The sequence below is a fragment of the Vibrio sp. 10N.222.54.A3 genome, from assembly GCF_041474095.1.
Taxonomy (GTDB): Bacteria; Pseudomonadota; Gammaproteobacteria; order Enterobacterales; family Vibrionaceae; genus Vibrio; species Vibrio crassostreae_C.
This window is the reverse complement of the sequence record NZ_JBFRTN010000057.1, coordinates 1-17,546: the sequence shown is the minus strand read 5'-3', so window position 1 is coordinate 17,546 and position 17,546 is coordinate 1. Positions and strand designations below refer to the sequence as shown.

10 protein-coding genes are annotated in these 17,546 nt (G+C 45.8%); 3 read left to right on the top strand and 7 right to left on the bottom strand.

Annotated elements, in window-relative coordinates; genetic code table 11:
- The first annotated feature begins 276 nt into the window (after window positions 1-276).
- Window positions 277-4,764, top strand: coding sequence for an SslE/AcfD family lipoprotein zinc metalloprotease (locus tag AB4507_RS12800; RefSeq protein ID WP_372182787.1), 4,488 nt, complete (start codon window positions 277-279; stop codon window positions 4,762-4,764).
- 205 nt (window positions 4,765-4,969) lie between these two features.
- A complete protein-coding gene (locus AB4507_RS12795) occupies window positions 4,970-5,293 on the top strand; it encodes a DOPA 4,5-dioxygenase family protein (RefSeq protein WP_017060873.1) in 324 nt (107 codons plus the stop codon).
- Window positions 5,294-5,462: 169 nt separating this feature from the next.
- Here AB4507_RS12795 and fruA read toward each other — a convergent pair whose 3' ends face one another.
- Genes fruA through fruB form a run of 3 tightly spaced genes read right to left on the bottom strand, consistent with a single transcriptional unit; the run spans window position 5,463 to window position 9,341 of the window.
- On the bottom strand, window positions 5,463-7,205 hold the full coding sequence (gene fruA, locus AB4507_RS12790; RefSeq protein ID WP_372182786.1) for a PTS fructose transporter subunit IIBC: 1,743 nt from the start codon (window positions 7,203-7,205) through the stop codon (window positions 5,463-5,465).
- Between the two features lie 15 nt (window positions 7,206-7,220).
- A complete protein-coding gene (gene pfkB, locus AB4507_RS12785; protein WP_017060871.1) occupies window positions 7,221-8,198 on the bottom strand; it encodes a 1-phosphofructokinase in 978 nt (325 codons plus the stop codon).
- A 9-nt stretch (window positions 8,199-8,207) separates the two neighbouring features.
- Complete coding sequence (gene fruB / locus AB4507_RS12780; RefSeq protein WP_372182785.1) at window positions 8,208-9,341, bottom strand: fused PTS fructose transporter subunit IIA/HPr protein; 1,134 nt, start codon at window positions 9,339-9,341, stop codon at window positions 8,208-8,210.
- Between the two features lie 363 nt (window positions 9,342-9,704).
- On the opposite strand from fruB, the gene cra reads away from it, so the two are divergent.
- Window positions 9,705-10,709, top strand: a complete 1,005-nt coding sequence (cra, locus tag AB4507_RS12775; protein WP_372182784.1) for a catabolite repressor/activator — start codon at window positions 9,705-9,707, stop codon at window positions 10,707-10,709.
- A gap of 33 nt (window positions 10,710-10,742) precedes the next feature.
- On the opposite strand, the gene AB4507_RS12770 is transcribed toward cra, so the two are convergent.
- From AB4507_RS12770 to nirB, 4 genes are all read right to left on the bottom strand, one after another.
- Entirely contained in the window at window positions 10,743-12,533 is a 1,791-nt protein-coding gene (locus tag AB4507_RS12770; protein WP_372182783.1) for a protein kinase domain-containing protein, read from the bottom strand.
- Between the two features lie 167 nt (window positions 12,534-12,700).
- Window positions 12,701-14,170 (bottom strand): NarK family nitrate/nitrite MFS transporter, encoded by a 1,470-nt coding sequence (locus AB4507_RS12765; RefSeq protein WP_017060867.1) that lies wholly within the window; start codon window positions 14,168-14,170, stop codon window positions 12,701-12,703.
- A 143-nt stretch (window positions 14,171-14,313) separates the two neighbouring features.
- The gene (gene nirD / locus AB4507_RS12760; RefSeq protein WP_136977923.1) at window positions 14,314-14,658 is read right to left on the bottom strand and encodes a nitrite reductase small subunit NirD; all 345 of its coding nucleotides are present in this window, start codon (window positions 14,656-14,658) and stop codon (window positions 14,314-14,316) included.
- A 58-nt stretch (window positions 14,659-14,716) separates the two neighbouring features.
- On the bottom strand, window positions 14,717-17,299 hold the full coding sequence (nirB, locus tag AB4507_RS12755) for a nitrite reductase large subunit NirB (protein ID WP_372103210.1): 2,583 nt from the start codon (window positions 17,297-17,299) through the stop codon (window positions 14,717-14,719).
- Window positions 17,300-17,546 lie beyond the last annotated feature (247 nt).

The window sequence follows — 17,546 nt, the reverse complement described above, 5'->3', positions numbered from 1 at the left end:
TTCTTTTTTGAACGTGTTTTTGGCAGATATACCCTATCGGTCTTAATGTTAATGGCTAATTGAAACGCCATATCTCAATCGAGATATGGCGTTTTTCCGTTTTAAGGTAGGGAGAGGTTTTGTAATTGGAATGAGAGTCTCAATTATCATTTTATTTTTCTTATTCAATCGCTTATGAGTAATGGTCTTTGTGGTTAAGACAAAAAACAATAGTCATCGAGGTGGAGTAAATCTATAAGATAACGGTCCACTTTAAATTACGACTAACTTCGCTCAATGAAAAAAAACTTAATTGCGTTGGCTATCATATCCACGGCTCTTTTAGGGTGTAATCACGACTCACTAAGCTATAGTGGTGGCCCTGATACGGCTCCTCCAACAGATATTGTACCACCAACGGACATTCTTCCTCCGACAGATATTGTACCACCAACGGATATTCTTCCGCCGACTGACATTATTCCACCAACAGATATTATTCCCCCAACAACTTACATCGGTTCACTGTTGTCGAGCGGGGCGTTTGTTTCTGGAGATGTGTACTGTGACGGCATTCATCTTGAAAACGGAACGTTCAGTGTAAAACAAGGCGTGAGTTTTAGTTGTACCTTGGGTCACCTTACTTTAGGTGATTTCACGGCTCCTTTCCCCAAAGTCACAGAAAGCACGATTTCAAATGATGCGCTTCATGCGGCATTTGAGTTGACAGAATTACATGGAGACAACGTTACCAAGGTACTCGAATCAATTGATGTTTGTGAGACTGAAAGTGCTATCTGTCTAAAAGAGCTGGATGCTTTTGATATTGAGGATGTGTTCTCGCAGCTTGATGATCAAGATGCTGTCGATGCGTACTTTTCATCGAAAGAAGAGGAGTCTACAGATGAAGTAGGTAAGGCTCCTAGTTCACACGTAGACACAACTGTTGTTCCTGCGGTTGACCCTAATGCGGACAATAACCTTAACGCTGGTTTTGTTTCTGCAGACGCGGAGTCTACCTATGCTTATAAGCCAAGTGTTGAAGGTAAGGTGTTAACTCGCAGTAAGCTTACAGACGCTAATGGTACGCCGATTTCTGGGATCAGTTTCTTTTCGGCTAACGCGACGGGCGTGACGGATGAAGAGGGAGTCTTTGAGTACCTGTGGGGCGACAGAATCGTTTTTGGTATTGATACGTTTGAGTTTGGCTCCATTACGGGTAATCAGGTTGCTTATAAATTGTCTGATGTGACCAATAATGTGGTTGAGAAAGCGAATATCCAGTCATTACTAGAGCGCTATGCGGTTGATCATGTAAGTTATTATGAGATATCTGAAGAAGTCCAAGATACCTTTTCAAATTACCCTAATGTTATAAATGAGTTGATCAACCTAACTCTGCCAAATGGGGGGCTGATAGAGGGTACAGACTTCGAACTTCCTAATGAGTTTGTTGGTCAGTTTAGCCAAGGGTTAACGGCAGTCATTGATGAGCAGCTGCGCCAAACGCCTCAGTTTATGGATTATGTTCGTCAACCTGCCGTTTTATCTATGAATTCTGGTCAGTATGTAACAGAGTCTCTGCAGCAAATCTTCCACAACGTCACCAAATTCCATGTCTTCAATGACAATGGTAGCTTTTACGGTGCAACGGGTTATACCCGTGGTATGCGAGCTCTGAATATATCGAACAGAGCATTCCCTGTGATGATGCCAAGAACTGATAAAAACCGTGAGCTTTACTTTGGTGAGCAACAGGCCTGGACTCGTGAAGGCAAGCCTTACATCGCACAACACCCAAGCATCTCGATGCCGCCGATTCCTTTAGTCTCTGAAGACAACGCGACTTATGGTTTTCCATTCGTTACAGCAGGCGAGATAGGCAAAGGTAAGGTCGTGTTCATAGGTAATGGCTTATATCCAAGTATTCTGTCATGCCCTGAAAATTATTGGGCCAATCGAACATTGCATATCGATAGCAACAAACAACAGTGCACTGTTTCGACGTTCGAAAACCTACTGCATGATGACCAAGGCAGCATGAGGTCGTTTTTCTCGAACTTGTTTGAGTGGTTCAATAATGGTCTGCCTATTGCTGGGATGAATGCAGTCACCAATATTGACCAAGCTTATTCGGCTTATCACCACTCCACAATGGGTAAGCAGTACACGTTTTTTGTTAGTCCTCAGTATGGTTTTGCATCAGTAGAAAAGCGCGGTTCAGGTGACTTTGATGGTTTGGATGCGAGCACCACGCCTATTTTGATCCTTCAGGCATACCCACCTAAGTTGGTTCAAGATGGCATGACTAACCAGTTTGTTGCTGACTTGGATAACCCTAACTTAAACCAAGACGATATTACGGCTCTTATTAACTATGTTAATGACGGTGGCAATATCTTGTTTATGGATGCGATTCAAACGACTAACCCTGAACCTATTGGACGCTTAGCGGACGCCGCGGGTGTATCTCTAGGTGGTGAAAACGTTACGCCAACAAACCAAGCTTTCTGCGGTAGCTCTTATTACTGCCAAGCGCCGTATCCAAATTTTCACGTGAAGAGTGAAAAGGAAATGGTGGTTCTTGAGCGTTTTCAAGATAACCAAGGAGAGCCTCCGTTCACGGTAAATCAAGATGGTACGGTTGAGTGGATTGAAGATGAATCCAAAATCAAGTTTGAAATCCCGACTTATGAGGTTGCTAAGTTAGACGCTGAAGGGAAGCCAGTGCTTGATGCGTCTGGTGTAACGGTAATGGAGGCAAAATCCGCACGTATCTTTGTTGAATCTGTAGCAGAGCGTGAAGCGGCGATCAAAGAACTGCAGTCGGCATTCGTTGGCACTGAGCTTTGTAAGAACGAGTATGAATACGAATTTAACTGTATAGAGACTCGTTCTGGAGACGGTGTGACTGTTCGCGGTGCTTATCATAGAGCCGATTTCGATCGCTATGAAGTGAGTAAAACCATTGTCGACAGTATGGTGAAAGCAGCGAACTTGGGTTCTAACTTTACAGCGCTCTACGAGCACGAGATTTACTATCGCACGAAAGGTACTCAAGGTAAGCGTCTGTCTAACAGCGAATTGACTCAAGCGTTTGATAACCTGTCTGTTTGGATGTGGAATGACAACGCATACCGATTTGAAACAGACATACAAGATGAGTTGGGGTTCAAGCAAGCTGTTCAGTTCCTTAACTGTTATACCGAAGACTTACATCAAACAGATACACTAGAAGCACAGTGTCCTGTTGACCTAAAAGCGTCGTTAGTCGCTAATGGAATGATACACGGCGAAGGTGAGTTATCGGGACAGTTGAATCCGAGCTATCCATTAAATTACATGGAGAAACCTCTGACTCGCATTATGTTGGGGCGCTCATTCTGGGATCATGAAATCGTTGTTGATACCACAATGTATCCGGGTCGAACTTCAGGTGCATCTTCGTCAAGTTCGGTTCTTATCCAAACAGATGGCAAGGGCGTCACGTATTCGGCTGGGAACAATCAATCGACAGGTTTATGGGCTCCTCAGCTACAAGATGTGACGATTAGTCATGGTGTCGCTGCAACGATTACTGTAATGATGGCGGATGATCTTACAGGTAAGCCGAATCACGAAACGAGTTTGAAACGCCCTCCACGTATGCAAACCAGCTTTGACTACAATGGATCGAGCTTAACTTTCAAGGTTCCATATGGTGGCCTTATTTACATTCAACCGAAAGTAAAAGAGCTTGGTGAAGTCTCGTTTAGCATTGATGGCGCGTTAAAAGCTGCTTGGTGGAAAGAGGGACAGTGGATTAACACTATTCAATCGGCAGACGCACCAATTGCAGAAATCGATACGGGTTCATCTATTTACACTACACCAATAAGGAATCTAGAATCCGCTGATTTGAACCAATTCGCAACAGATATGAATCGATTCGCTGACGCTGCTAGTGACTTCTACGGGCGTGATGAGAAACAAAGCACTGGTTTACACCGTAGGTTCACTTATCCAGAACTGAAGGCGTTCCGCCATCGTTTTGTGAATGACGTGCAGATTTCGATTGGTGCTGCTCACTCTGGTTACCCAGTGATGAATTCAAGCTTTAACGCAAATCGGACATACATTCCAACCAACCCTGTGAACGACTGGTTGTTGTGGCATGAAGTTGGTCATAACTTAGCATCAGCTCCTTTCCTAGCGGCTGGTAGTACAGAAGTGACCAATAACCTTCTTGCGTTGTATATGCAGGAGTTAGAGGGGCGCAATGCAAACCCTGAAATGGATCGTATTAAATCGGATATTAAGAAAGCACCTAAATGGCTAGAGCTTAATAATGAACATGCGTGGTCACATGGTGATGCAGGTTTACGATTAGTTATGTTTGGTCAGCTAAAAATCTGGGCAAAATCGAATTTTGCAATTGATGATTGGTATACACGCGGCGCAAGCCAATCTGATGTGTATGGTGAAGATGAAGGCTGGAACATGTTCAAACTTATGCACCGTAAAGCTCGAGGTGATACAGAGGGTGATGCGGTTGAAAACTATTGTAGTGCCAAAGATACTGGGCTAACCGGTGGCGACTTAATGATGGTATGTAGCTCCTACGCTTCGAACTATGACTTAAGTGATTTCTTTGTTGCTTGGAACGTGGGAGAAACCTCGATGACTAATGCTGATGGCTCGAAGTCTTATAGTGGCGGAATTAGCTCTAAAGGTCTTAGTGCGGTTGAACAGTTAAAACTAGAGAAACCAAAGAACAGCCCTTTGAATGTTGATTCAATTTACTAACGCTAATTCTTGCTAAGGCATTTTACAGCTAAAATATAGGCGCCACACTTAAATTACGTGTGGCGTTTTTGTTGCAATGTTCTAGAAACTTTCAGCTAGATCAGCCTTCTACATGATGTTTAGTACTTCGGCTGCCATTGGTTGGCTGTCCTTGCTAGAGAAAGCAGGTTAAACTGTTCGCATCATAATTCTAAAGGATGGTGCCATGTACCACGGTCATATCTATTTCCCTCTGCGATTTGCAGAGCAAGCAGAAACACTGCGTCAGAAAATTTTAGCGGAACGTAAAGATGTATTAGAGGTTTTCCCATTAATACAGCGTTTGGTTGGTCCACATAAGATGCCAATGTTTGAGATTCACTTTGCGAACAAAGAGTCGGGCATTGTTGAATGGCTTGAACAAGAACGCGGTGATATGTCGGTGCTTATTCACCCTGTAACTGGCGGTGAAGAAACTTTGGATCACACAGTACGAGCGATCTGGCTTGGTCGTGAATTGGGTGTCTTTGAAGAAACGCTTACTAGCTAATCAAATATACCAATATTGCACTTAACTCATTCCGACCGGAAAATACATGAACAATAAAAAGGCTCCTCAAATGAGGAGCCTTTGTTTTATTTCAAGGAACCGTTTACCAAGAAACCGGTTATCAAGAGCTTCTGGTTATCGGGCTGAACCGTTAACCAGAGTAGGGGGATTAAGCCTCTGCCGTTACTTTAGATCCGCTCATCTTTTTAAGTGCTGCGTAGCCAAAGCCTGTTACTAGCGTACCTGCTGCAATCGCTACTAGGTACATAAGTACTGGAGAGATAGCGCCAGGAATCAGTAGTACGAATAGACCGCCGTGTGGAGCCATTAGCTGTGCACCAAACATCATTGATAGAGCACCTGTTAGTGCACCACCTGCCATACAAGCTGGGATAACACGCATTGGATCTTTCGCTGCGAATGGGATTGCACCTTCAGAGATGAAACATAGGCCAAGAACGAATGATGCTTTACCTGCTTCACGCTCGCCTGCTTCAAACTTGTCTTTCACTAGGAAAGTCGCAAGGCCCATACCTAGAGCTGGAACCATACCTGCTGCCATGATAGCCGCCATTGGTGCGTAAGTTTGCGAAGCCAGTAGACCAACACCGAATGTGTAAGCGGCTTTGTTTACCGGACCACCAAGGTCGAAACACATCATTGCGCCTAGAATCACACCTAGAAGAATCGCATTAGACGTACCCATGTTGTTTAGGAAAGTTGTCATCGCGCTCATCACGCCAGAAACAGGACCACCTACGATGTAAACCATCACAAGACCAGTGAACAAACTCGCGATAAACGGAATGATCAGGATAGGCTTGAGGGCTTCCATTGACTGTGGAAGTTGAACCTTGTCGGCAATGAGTTTTGCAGAGTAACCTGCAATGAAACCTGCCGCGATACCACCTAGGAAACCTGCGCCCGTTGAGCTAGCCAGCATACCGCCAATTAGACCTGGAGCCAGACCCGGACGGTCGGCAATCGAGAATGCAATGAAACCAGCAAGAACAGGAATCATCAGTGCGAATGCAGAACCACCACCGATAGTCATCAGTGCTGCTGGCAGTGTGCCTTCTTCTTTAAACGCTTCGATACCGAATACGAAAGAGAGTGCGATGATCAAACCACCCGCAACAACCACAGGAAGCATGTGAGATACACCTGTCATCAGGTGCTTGTATACGCCTTTCTTCTCGTCAGCAGGCGCTGAATTTGAAGACGCTGTGTGTTGGTATGGTTTAGCTTCTGCGAATGCTTTTTCCATCTCTTGCTTTGTTTTCTTCAAAGCAGGGCTTGTTGTAGTTTTGTACAGCGCTTTGCCGTTAAAACGATCCAGAGGAACGTCGATGTCTGCTGCGATGATAACTAGATCAGCGTCTGCGATTTCTTGGTCTGTCAGTTGGTTTTTCGCACCTACAGAGCCGCGAGTTTCCACTTTGATTTGGTGACCTAGGCGTTTGCCTTCTGCTTCAAGCGCTTCAGCTGCCATAAAGGTGTGTGCAACACCAGTTGGGCAAGCGGTAATCGCTACGATTTTTTTGCTACCTGTAGCAGGTGACGTACCGGTCACTTCAACAGTGCTTTCAGCTTGAGAAGCGTCTAATACCGTTGCTTCTGCTACCGCTTTCTCTAGAAACGCTTTTGCATCTGCAGTGCATTCAGAGATAGCCGCTTGGTACACTTTCTTACCAACAAAACGTGCTTTATCAACATTTTTGTTAGTTGCGATAACTACAACGTCGCTGCTGTCGATAGCGTCTTGCGATACAGTTGAATCAGGTAACACGCTTGATTGACATTCAATAGCAGCGTTCCAACCTAGTGCTTTTGTCGCTTGCTCTAACAAGCCCGCGGCGATGATGCTGTTTGCTACGCCACTTGGGCAAGCTGTGATAATGGTAATATTCATAATAAACCTTTTGTCCTATTTGCTTGTGTCTAACTGGCTAGTTGGAGCACTAAGCGCCTGTAATTGGATATTTTGTAGTACTGAATCCAGCTCTTGTTGGCTGGTGATGCCCACGCCTACCTGTGAAACTGCTAGAGCAGATAGGGCGGTTGCGAATTTAATAAGTTCTGGTTTTGGCATCTGTTGCATTTGACCCCAACATAGACCAGCAACCAATGTGTCACCTGCGCCTACCGTGCTTACTACTTGCATGCGCGGTGGTTGAGCATGTAACCATTCACCTTGGTTAAGCCACATCACGCCTTCAGCGCCAAGTGATACCACGATATTCTCGATGCCTTTTTCACTTAGGGCTTGGCCCGCGTGTTGGCATTGGTCACGAGTTGTCAGCTCTGCATTGAACAGCTGAGACAGCTCTTCATCGTTTGGTTTGATTAACCATGGTTGTGCATTGATACCGGCTTTAAGTGCGTCACGGCTGCTATCAAATAGCACCTTCTTACCTAAATCGTGTAAGCGTTGAACCCAAGAAGCGCAAAGCTCAGGAGAGATACCTTGTGGCAAGCTGCCTGCAATGACGAAATAATCGTGCGTTTCAGCAAGTTCTAATAGGGTTTCTTCGAACGCTTTAATCGCGTCAGCATCAACAGGAACACCTGGGAAGTTGATGTCGCTTACTTGGCCTGAATTCTCTACCAATTTCACGTTAATGCGAGTTGCGCCATCAACACGGATGAAGCGGTCAGTTGCGCCCATCTCTTCAAACAGTTGGCAGAACGCTTCTTCGTTATTGCGACCAAGGAAACCTGTTACGGTCACTTTCGCGCCAAGCTCTGAAAGAACTTTTGCGACGTTTACGCCTTTGCCCGCTGCATGCAGAGAGCCTTTGTTTACTAGGCTCACTGAGCCCACATTAAGTGCGTCGATAGCGCCTGTTAGGTCGAGAGCAGGGTTAAGCGTTACAGTAACGGCTTTGATTTGTTTATCAGACATATCGACTCCTTAACCTTCGCCAAGGCCTGAAGCGATAGCTTTGCCAATCGATTCAAGTGCTTGTGCTGCGTCTTCACCTTCAGCAACAAACTGAAGCTGGTGGCCGTGTTTAACGCCAAGAGCGATCACTTTCATCAAGCTCTTCGCGTTCACTTCTTTTCCGTCGCCATCTAGGTTTGACACGCGGATTGTTGATTCAAACTTCTTCGCTTCAGCGACTAGCATTGCGCCCGGACGAGCGTGCAGGCCGTGTGCGTTTTTGATTTTGAATACTGCGCAGTTGTCATCGTCTTGAGACGCTGTAGAAACCGCTTCACCTTTCAGAAGGCCAATCACTTGCGCTGCGTCAGCTGTTAACAGTTGTTGCTGTTTACCTTCGAAAACCATCTTGCTTAGGTTTGCCAGAATAGATTGGTGCGCGCTGTTACAAGCTGCGAATGCGACTAATGCTTTCACTGGTGTGCCTTCGTATTCACAATGGTTCGCTGTTGAAACGAAAGATACGCCAGTGCGTGTTACGCCTTTGTCGCTGCCCAACAACCACAGGCCTTGGCCTAGGTGAGTTGGTGTTTTTGTTACTAGGTCAGCAACGAATGCGTTGTCTGTGCAACCTGTGTTCTTAAGTAGGCCACCCGCAACGGCAGACATTTGAATCATGTCGCTCGCAGGGAACAGTAGCTGAACTAAAGAAGCGTCTAGGTCGGCTTCTAGCTGAACTTCGCCGTTAAGTAGGGCGATGATTTCGTCTTCTGATTTAGCTTGCTTTAATTTCTCTTCAACACCCTCTGCCGCTAGAACCTTTGTTAGTTGCTTAAGAATGCCTAAGTGCTCGTCAGATTTCGCTGCAATACCAATTGCTACGTAAACACGGTTGCCGTCTGCCCAATCAATACCTTCAGGGAAGTGGTGTACCGCAACGCCTGTCTCTTTTACTAGGCCACGAGTATCCGTCGTTCCGTGAGGAATCGCGATGCCGTTACCTAGGAACGTAGAGTTCTGGTTTTCACGGTTCAGCATTCCTTCAACGTAACCAGAGTCAACTAAACCTTTAGCTGTCAGGTCGCCAGCAATGTTTTGGATTGCTTTGAATTTGTCTTCGGCAGTTTGGCCTAGAGTGATGTCAGATTTTGATAATTTAAGCATGGTGCCTCTTTAGCGTATCGCTTGAGAATTTGTGTATCGCTACGATTCAGTCTAGAGCAATATTTGCCCGCTGCTTTATGCTTGCTGAATCGGTTCAGCATTCAGTGTAAAAAAATTCAGCAAAGCCGATTTTGGTTTTCAAAATAGTTTTGCTGCGTGTCGTAATTCCAGTTTCGTTAACAACAAGAAGCTGAATCACGACAAATGACGCTCAATCCATTCAAAAGGATGATTGAAGTCACTTTTCAGATTTTGCTGAATCCTTTCAGCTTTTATACTGAATCGATTCAGCATATAATTCAACTAATCCAAGGATCAGAAGATTGGTTATATGATCCTACGCACAAAATACAGGTCACCCATATGACACTAGATGAGATTGCCAAACTAGCCGGTGTATCGAAAACGACAGCCAGTTATGTGATCAATGGCAAGGCGCAGAAATACAGAATCAGTGAAAAGACTCAGCAGAAAGTCATGGCGGTTGTGGAAGAGTATAACTACCGACCAGACCATGCTGCTTCGTCGCTGCGTGCTGGTAATAGCCGTTCATTTGGTTTGATTATTCCTGATCTGGAAAACAGCAGTTATGCGCGTTTAGCAAAACTGATAGAGCAGAACTCACGTAAAGTGGGCTATCAGATTTTGATTGGCTGTTCAGATGATGACGCTGAAACCGAGCGAAAGGTCGCTGAAGCTTTGGTCAGTCGTCGTATTGATGCTTTGCTGGTGGCGAGCTCAATGCCAGACGCCAACGAGTTCTACTTGAAACTGCAAAACTCAGGTACCCCAGTAATTGCGATTGACCGTCCGTTAGACGATGAGCACTTTGCTTGCGTGATCAGTGAAGATTTCGAGGCTGCATTTGAACTGACCCACTCGATTCTCGATGACAGCATTCATAGTGTTGGCTTGATCGGTGCGTTACCTGACCTGAACATTTCACGTGAACGTCAGCTGGGTTTTGAAGCGGCGAATAAAGCACATACTCAACAAACAAGGCTAGCAGAAAACAAGCCGATGGTAGTGGGTTATGGAGAACACTTTGATAGAGAATCAGGGCGCGAGGTTTTTGAAGACTGGATAGCTAAAGGCACGGTGCCTGATGCGATTGTGACTATGTCTTACACTTTGTTAGAGGGTGTGTTGGATGTGATGGTTGAAAAGCCAGAGCTGATTAATCAACTAAAACTGGCAACCTTTGGTGATAACCGACTGCTCGACTTCTTGCCTTTTAAAGTCCATTCACTGCCTCAGCAGTTTGAAGTAATTGCCGACAGCGCTTTTGCTTTGGCGCTGAATGCATCGGCTAAGCGTTACCAAGCTGGCATTGAACTCGTGCCAAGAAGCTTAGTGAAACGAGGCTAAACGCGGTTATATTAGGCTAATTCGTAAACGTATCTAGCTTGGGTTTAACAATAACCCCAGTTCTACGACCGCAACAATGCCGAGCAACAAAGCCAACACTTTCCAAAACTGGATCGGGTTTCGGTTTATCAAAGGTTGCTTGGCTTTGCTTTTCACCAAGCTTTGGTTTGGTGTGTAAAGGTCTGCTACAAAATCCCCCAACACTTGATGACGTTCGCTTGGCGACTCCGCGCAGGCTTTCTGTAACACTAAATCCACCCAACTTGGCAAGTCAGCTCGTTTCTGTGTGATGGGTTGGTATTCCCACTGATGATGACGAGATTGCTTAAGCGATTGTGCAGTCATTTCAGAGTAGGGCAATCCACCTGTTAGCATCTCATAGCCGATCACGGCGATAGAGAACAGATCCGAGCTTGTGGTGGCCGTGTTGTGCTTGATGGTCTCGGGTGCAATGTAATTGACCGCGCCTAATGGAGTGTCGTCTTTGTCGGTGAGCTCTCCCTCTTCAAGGCCTCTCACTAACACCGCACCAAGGTCGATGATTTTTACCTCACCATCACGTTGAATCATGATGTTTTCCGGCTTTAAGTCTCGGTGCACCATGTCTGCACGTTGCAGTACTCGAATGCCTTGAGTGATCTTTTCTAGTATGTCGCGTACTTCATTGAGTGACGGTTTTGGATTGTCGTACATCCATTGTCTTAGCGTGATGCCTTCTACCCATTCGCAGATTTGGTATAAGAATTGCGAGTTCTCTGGCGTCGGGTAAACCTTCATTACTCTCTTGTTTTTTAACAAGATCCCCGCCCATTGTTCATTAAAGAAAGCTCTGAGTTGCGAAGGGCTATCGTGATATTGAACGGAAGGGACTTTCAGCACGAACTCGGTTTGTGTCTCTTTCTGCATCACACGATACACATGGCTTCTTGACCCTGCATACAACACCTCAAGTACCATGAAGTTGTCGATACTTTGCCCGAGCTTTAAAGCGGGTGGGATTGCCCGTTTAGCCAGCTTCTCATGGAATTCAATCAGCGAAGGTTTAGGCAGATGGCTGACTTGCACAATCAAGCAGCTCACGTTGTCTGAGCTATTGTGGCTTAAAGCGGTGTTACAGATGGTTTGCGCTGCGTATTCGAAATCCGCTCCGGGTTTATCGATGTGTTCTTTGAAGGTGTTGGGAGATACAAACTCGTGCACGCCATCAGATGTCAGGATAAAGCAGTCGTTTTTCTTGATAGGCAGGGTTTGATAGTCAACGTTGAGTTGGTTGTCCATGCCTAAGGCGCGTGTAAGATAATGCTTCTGTCCCATATTTTTACGGGTGTGGTCGCGGGTCAGTTGGCGTAATTCTCCATCTCTGAGTAAGTAAATGCGGCTGTCGCCAACGTGGAATATATGTGCGGTGTTTGATTTTAATATCACGCTGCTGAACGTCGAAACGAGGGCATTGTGGTTCACTTGTTGTGCGGGATGAATATTAGAAACAGACGTGTTGAAGAGCCAAGAATTGAGGGACGTTAAGACCTTTTGCGCCGAACGTTGAATGCTCCAGCTTTGGGGAGTTGCGTAATAGTCGTCGATAAACTGCATCACGCTGGTGTGACTGGCTTTCTGGCCGTATTCACTGCAACTTGCCCCGTCTGCAATACAGGCAACACTGCCTTTAAACTCTTGCTCAGTACGAGTTTTGGGGTGCTTTACAATGATGGCGTCTTGATTTTCATCACGTATGCCTTTATTCGAATAACCACCAAACTTAAGCGTTAACTGGTTGTTGGATTCTGGCGTGACGACTTGCCCTTGGCTGAATGAAATTGTCATAACTGATCTTCTTCTTAACTGTTCTTCTTCCCGCTTCCTTGACAGAACATCCTAGGAAGAACAAAAGCCCTAGTGAACTTAGAGCCTTTGAACGAAGCACCTAGCATTGATGTATCCGCTAAGGTGCTTCTCCCGATTCAATAATATCAATGCTTCATAGTACAGACCTAGCTTGAAACATTAATCAGCGTGACACTGCCATCGTCGTTTACTTCGGCGATTTGACCGTTAGGCTCTTCCATGAACAGTAGAGTCACAAAGCCAAGTACCGCTGTTGCAGCAATCACTAAGAAGAAGGTTTGGTAGCTCACGAATGACAACACAGTTAGGTAAACTACTGCACCCACGTTACCGTAAGCGCCCGTCATACCTGCAATTTGACCTGTCATACGACGCTTGATTAGAGGAACCGTTGCGAATACCGCACCTTCACCCGCTTGCACGAAGAAAGAACACGCCATCGCCGCAACAACCGCTAGCCATACAGGCCATGTGCTGTCGACTTGACCCATTGCGAAGTAACCCACAGCAAGACCAATCGTTAGAATAAGCAGTGTTGGTTTACGACCGAATTTATCTGAAATCCAACCACCACCTGGGCGAGACATTAGGTTCATAAAGGCATAAGCCGATGCAACCATACCTGCAAGAACCGGTGTTAATTCAAAGGTTTCAGAGAAGAACAGTGGCAGCATAGAAACCACAGCCAGTTCAGAACCAAATGTTGCGAAGTACAATACGTTAAGTACCGCTACTTGCTTGAACTTGTACTGGTGAATCTCAGGCACTTCTTCTTTAAATACGTTCTTGTTTACTTTCCAAACTTGCGACACTTCGTACACGTAAAGTGCTGCTAAACCTGCATACACAGAGTAAACCGCCATGTCAGACAACATGTTGATGTTGCTTGGTGATAGCTTCCAAGTCAGTAGCGCTAAAGCGGCATACATAGGGATCTTCATAATAAGTAGGAAGAAAAAGTCACCCTTTGATGTCACTTCCATTGCTGTTACTTGAGCAGGCTTGAAGTAAGTCGAACCTTTTGGTGTATCTGACACGTTTTTGTAGAAGATAAACGAGAACGCTAAGCTCATTACGCCGGTAATACCGACCGCATAACGCCAGCCGTCTTCACCACCAAACGCTAGAGCGAGAGTTGGAAGTGTGAACGCCGCTGCTGCTGAACCGAAGTTACCCCAGCCGCCGTAAATACCTTCTGCAGTACCCAGTTCGTTGTGTGGGAACCATTCAGACACAAGACGAATACCGACAACGAAACCTGCACCAATGAAGCCCAGTAGGAAACGAGCGATTGCTGCTTGAATGAAAGAGTCTGCCAGAGCAAACATGAAACAAGGGATAGAACAGACCGCGAGTAGCGAAGAGTAAACCAACCTTGGGCCGTATCTATCGGTTAGCATGCCTATTGCGACACGTGCCGGAATGGTCAATGCAACGTTGAGGATCAGGAGGGTTTTGATCTCTTCAGTAGAAAGACCAAGCGTAGTTTTTACCATTTGCAGTAGTGGGGCAAAGTTGAACCACACAACAAAGGTAATGAAAAAGGCCATCCAGCTTAGGTGTAAGACCTTCATCTTACCCGTAAATGAAAGCAGCGAAAATTTAGTGTTATCCATGGTTTAAATCCTTTAAATCTGGAAAATTACCCGGTTTGTGCACCTGCGTTACTTCCGAACTTAGAACGCTTTTAATGTGCATAAACCCTGTGCCGAAATTGCGCACGCTAATAAGCGTTTGCATGATGGTGTCGGCGGTTTAGTTAACTGGCGATAGTAAGTGGTGCGAGAACTTGAACTTGTTCTCCTTGTTTGCGAACTTCAAATTTCACGAGCTTGAGCTCAGGCTGTTCAAGACATTCGCCAGTTTCTAAGTGGTAATGCTGCTTGTATAAGGGTGAGGCCACGTAAGGTTCTCCGCTTAATGAACCAATTATACCACGTGACATCACATTCGCCTTGCCGATAGGGTCGTAATTAGAGAGCCCATAAAGCGTGTCGCTGCGCTTGCAGTAAAAAATAGCCACTTGGTTATCGTCTACTTTGGCGCAAATTCCCCCGTTTGGGGTTAGATCGCTGGTGCTGCATACGGTTGTCCAATTTTCCATGACTTTCTCCTAGTCTAAAATTGAGTTTTTATTTTTTTATTGATGAACCTGATGAAATTTATGAAACCTCAGTCACTTCGATTTGGTCTGCTTTAGCGAGCTTTTCATCGCGTTTTGAATCGGAAGAAGAGCTCAAGCTCGGCTTAGGAAAACGCTGCTCTCGTTCTTTGATGAAAGAGAGGCTAGTGTCCATTTCTTCGCTGTTGATGTAGTGCTGGAAGCGTTTCATCTTTTCAGGGTTTTCGATGGTGGTTTTCCACTCACACTGGTATTTTTCGATGTTGAGGGCGATATCGGCCTCAAGTTCTTCAGCAACGTTGAGCTTGTCTTCAATCACGACTTGCTTGAGGTATTCGATGCCGCCTTCAAGGTTCTCCATCCATACTGATGTGCGCTGTAGGCGGTCTGCGGTACGTGTGTAAAACATCAGAATGCGGTCGATGTATTGCAGCAGTGTGGTTTCATCAAGGTCGGTAGCGAAAAGGTCACCATGGCGAGGGCGCATACCGCCGTTACCACAGATGTAGAGGTTCCAACCTTTGTCGGTGGCGATAATGCCAAAATCTTTTGATTGGGCTTCTGCACATTCACGAGTACAGCCAGAAACCGCAAACTTGATCTTGTGTGGTGAACGCAGGCCTTTGTAGCGGTTCTCAAGACGAATCGCTAAGCCAACACTGTCGTCGACGCCGTATCGACACCAAGTGCTACCGACACACGATTTCACGGTACGAACCGATTTACCGTAGGCATGCCCAGTTTCAAAACCTGCATCAATTAGCTTTTTCCAGATGATTGGCAGTTCGTTAAGTTGTGCGCCAAACAAGTCGACACGCTGACCACCGGTGATTTTGGTGTAGAGGTCGAATTCTTTAGCGACTTCGCCAAGCACGATCAATTTATCTGGAGTGATTTCACCGCCAGCAATACGCGGAACCACGGAGTAAGTGCCGTCTTTTTGCATGTTGCCAAGGTAGATGTCATTGGTGTCTTGCAGCTCGATATGTTGATCTTCAAGGATGTAATCGTTCCAGTACGAAGCCAGAATCGAACCGACAGCCGGTTTACACACAGTACAGCCCAATCCGTTGCCGTGAGAATCTAACAGCTCGTCGAAGGTCTTGATTTTGTTGACGCGAATGATGTCGGTAAGCTCTTGGCGAGAATAAGCAAAGTGCTCACAGATATCGTTAGAGACTTCCACACCCAAGTTACTTAGCTCGCTATCGAGAACTTGTTTCGCAAGGGCAGAACAACCGCCACAACCTGTTGAAGCGTTGGTGGTTTCTTTTAGAGCCGCCATCGTGGTGCAGCCAGCTGAAACGGCCTCTTTAATATCGCCTTTGGTCACATCAAAACATGAACAGATCACAGCGCTATCAGGCAGAGCTTCAACACCCATTGCAGAGCCAGAATCATCGGCCACGTTAGGTAAAATTAGCACTGATGGGTTTTCAGGAAGGGGCATATCATTTTGCTTGATTTGCAGTAGCGAACCGTAGGCTTCTGCATCACCCACTAACACAGCACCAACAATCTTTGTGCCGTCAGCCGAGATGATCAGGCGCTTATAAACTTGTTCTATTTCATCGTTGTAGGTATACGATTGAGCACCTTCTGTCTTGCCGTGCACTTCACCAATACTGGCAACATCGACGCCAAGCAGTTTGAGCTTGGTGCTCATGTCGGCGCCAGTGAACGCAGCGTCGTCAGTACCGTCAGAGACAATATGCGCAGCCGCGATTTTCGCCATTGAATAGCCAGGGGCGACTAAGCCGAAGATCTTGTTGTCCCAAAGGGCACATTCACCAATCGCATACACGTTGTCGATGTTGGTTTGGCAGTGATCGTTAATCACAATGCCGCCACGTTCACCAATGGCGATATCAGAGCTGCGAGCTAAGGCATCTTGAGGGCGAATACCCGCAGAGAACACGATCATATCGGTTTCAAGGTGGGTGCCGTCTGCAAAGTTCATACGGTAGCGAGCGTTTTCTCCGTCGACTATTTCAGAGGTCGCTTTCTCGGTGTGAACCTGCACCCCAAGGTCTTCAATCTTTCTGCGTAATAGGGCACCGCCACCGTCATCTAATTGAACCGCCATCAGGCGAGGCGCAAATTCAACCACATGGGTTTCTAAGCCAAGGTTTTTGACTGCGTTTGCGGCCTCTAAGCCAAGCAGACCACCACCAATCACCACGCCAGATTTGCTACCTTTGCTTGATAGTTCAATTGCGTCTAAGTCTTCAATAGTCCGATAAACGTGACAGTGTTCTTGATCGTTACCGGGAATAGGGGGAACAAAAGGGAAAGAGCCCGTCGCCAAGATTAGCTTGTCGTAACTTTCAACGTGACCACTTTCAGTGATGACTTGTTGATTGGCAGTGTCTAGCTTGGCAACCTTCTGGTTCAACAAGTAGTTCACGCCGTTGCTTTGGTAATACTCTTCACTGGTCAATGACAGGTCATCAGCACTTTTACCATTAAAGTAAGCCGTCAGCTGAACACGGTCGTACGCTAACCTTGGCTCTTCACTAAAAGTAATCACATCAAATTCATCACTGTCTGATTGCAGGATGTTGTCGATAAATTTGTGTCCAACCATGCCGTTACCAACAACGACGATTTTCTTCTTGCTCATAATCCATTCCTTATTCTCGGCGCCACCATCACTAGCATCTAATTTCTAGTCGTTAGCAGATGAATACCGGGTTGAGATTCCACTCAATTCATAATCATCAAGAAAAACAAAAATGTTTTTTCTAAGTCTTGGTTTTTAGTGGAGCAAGGAGGATGCCAGATTGCGATTTGTTCATTTAAATAAAATTTAATATATATATTTCAGTGATTTAAAAATTGCAGGTGGCACGTAATTACCCCTAAAGTGG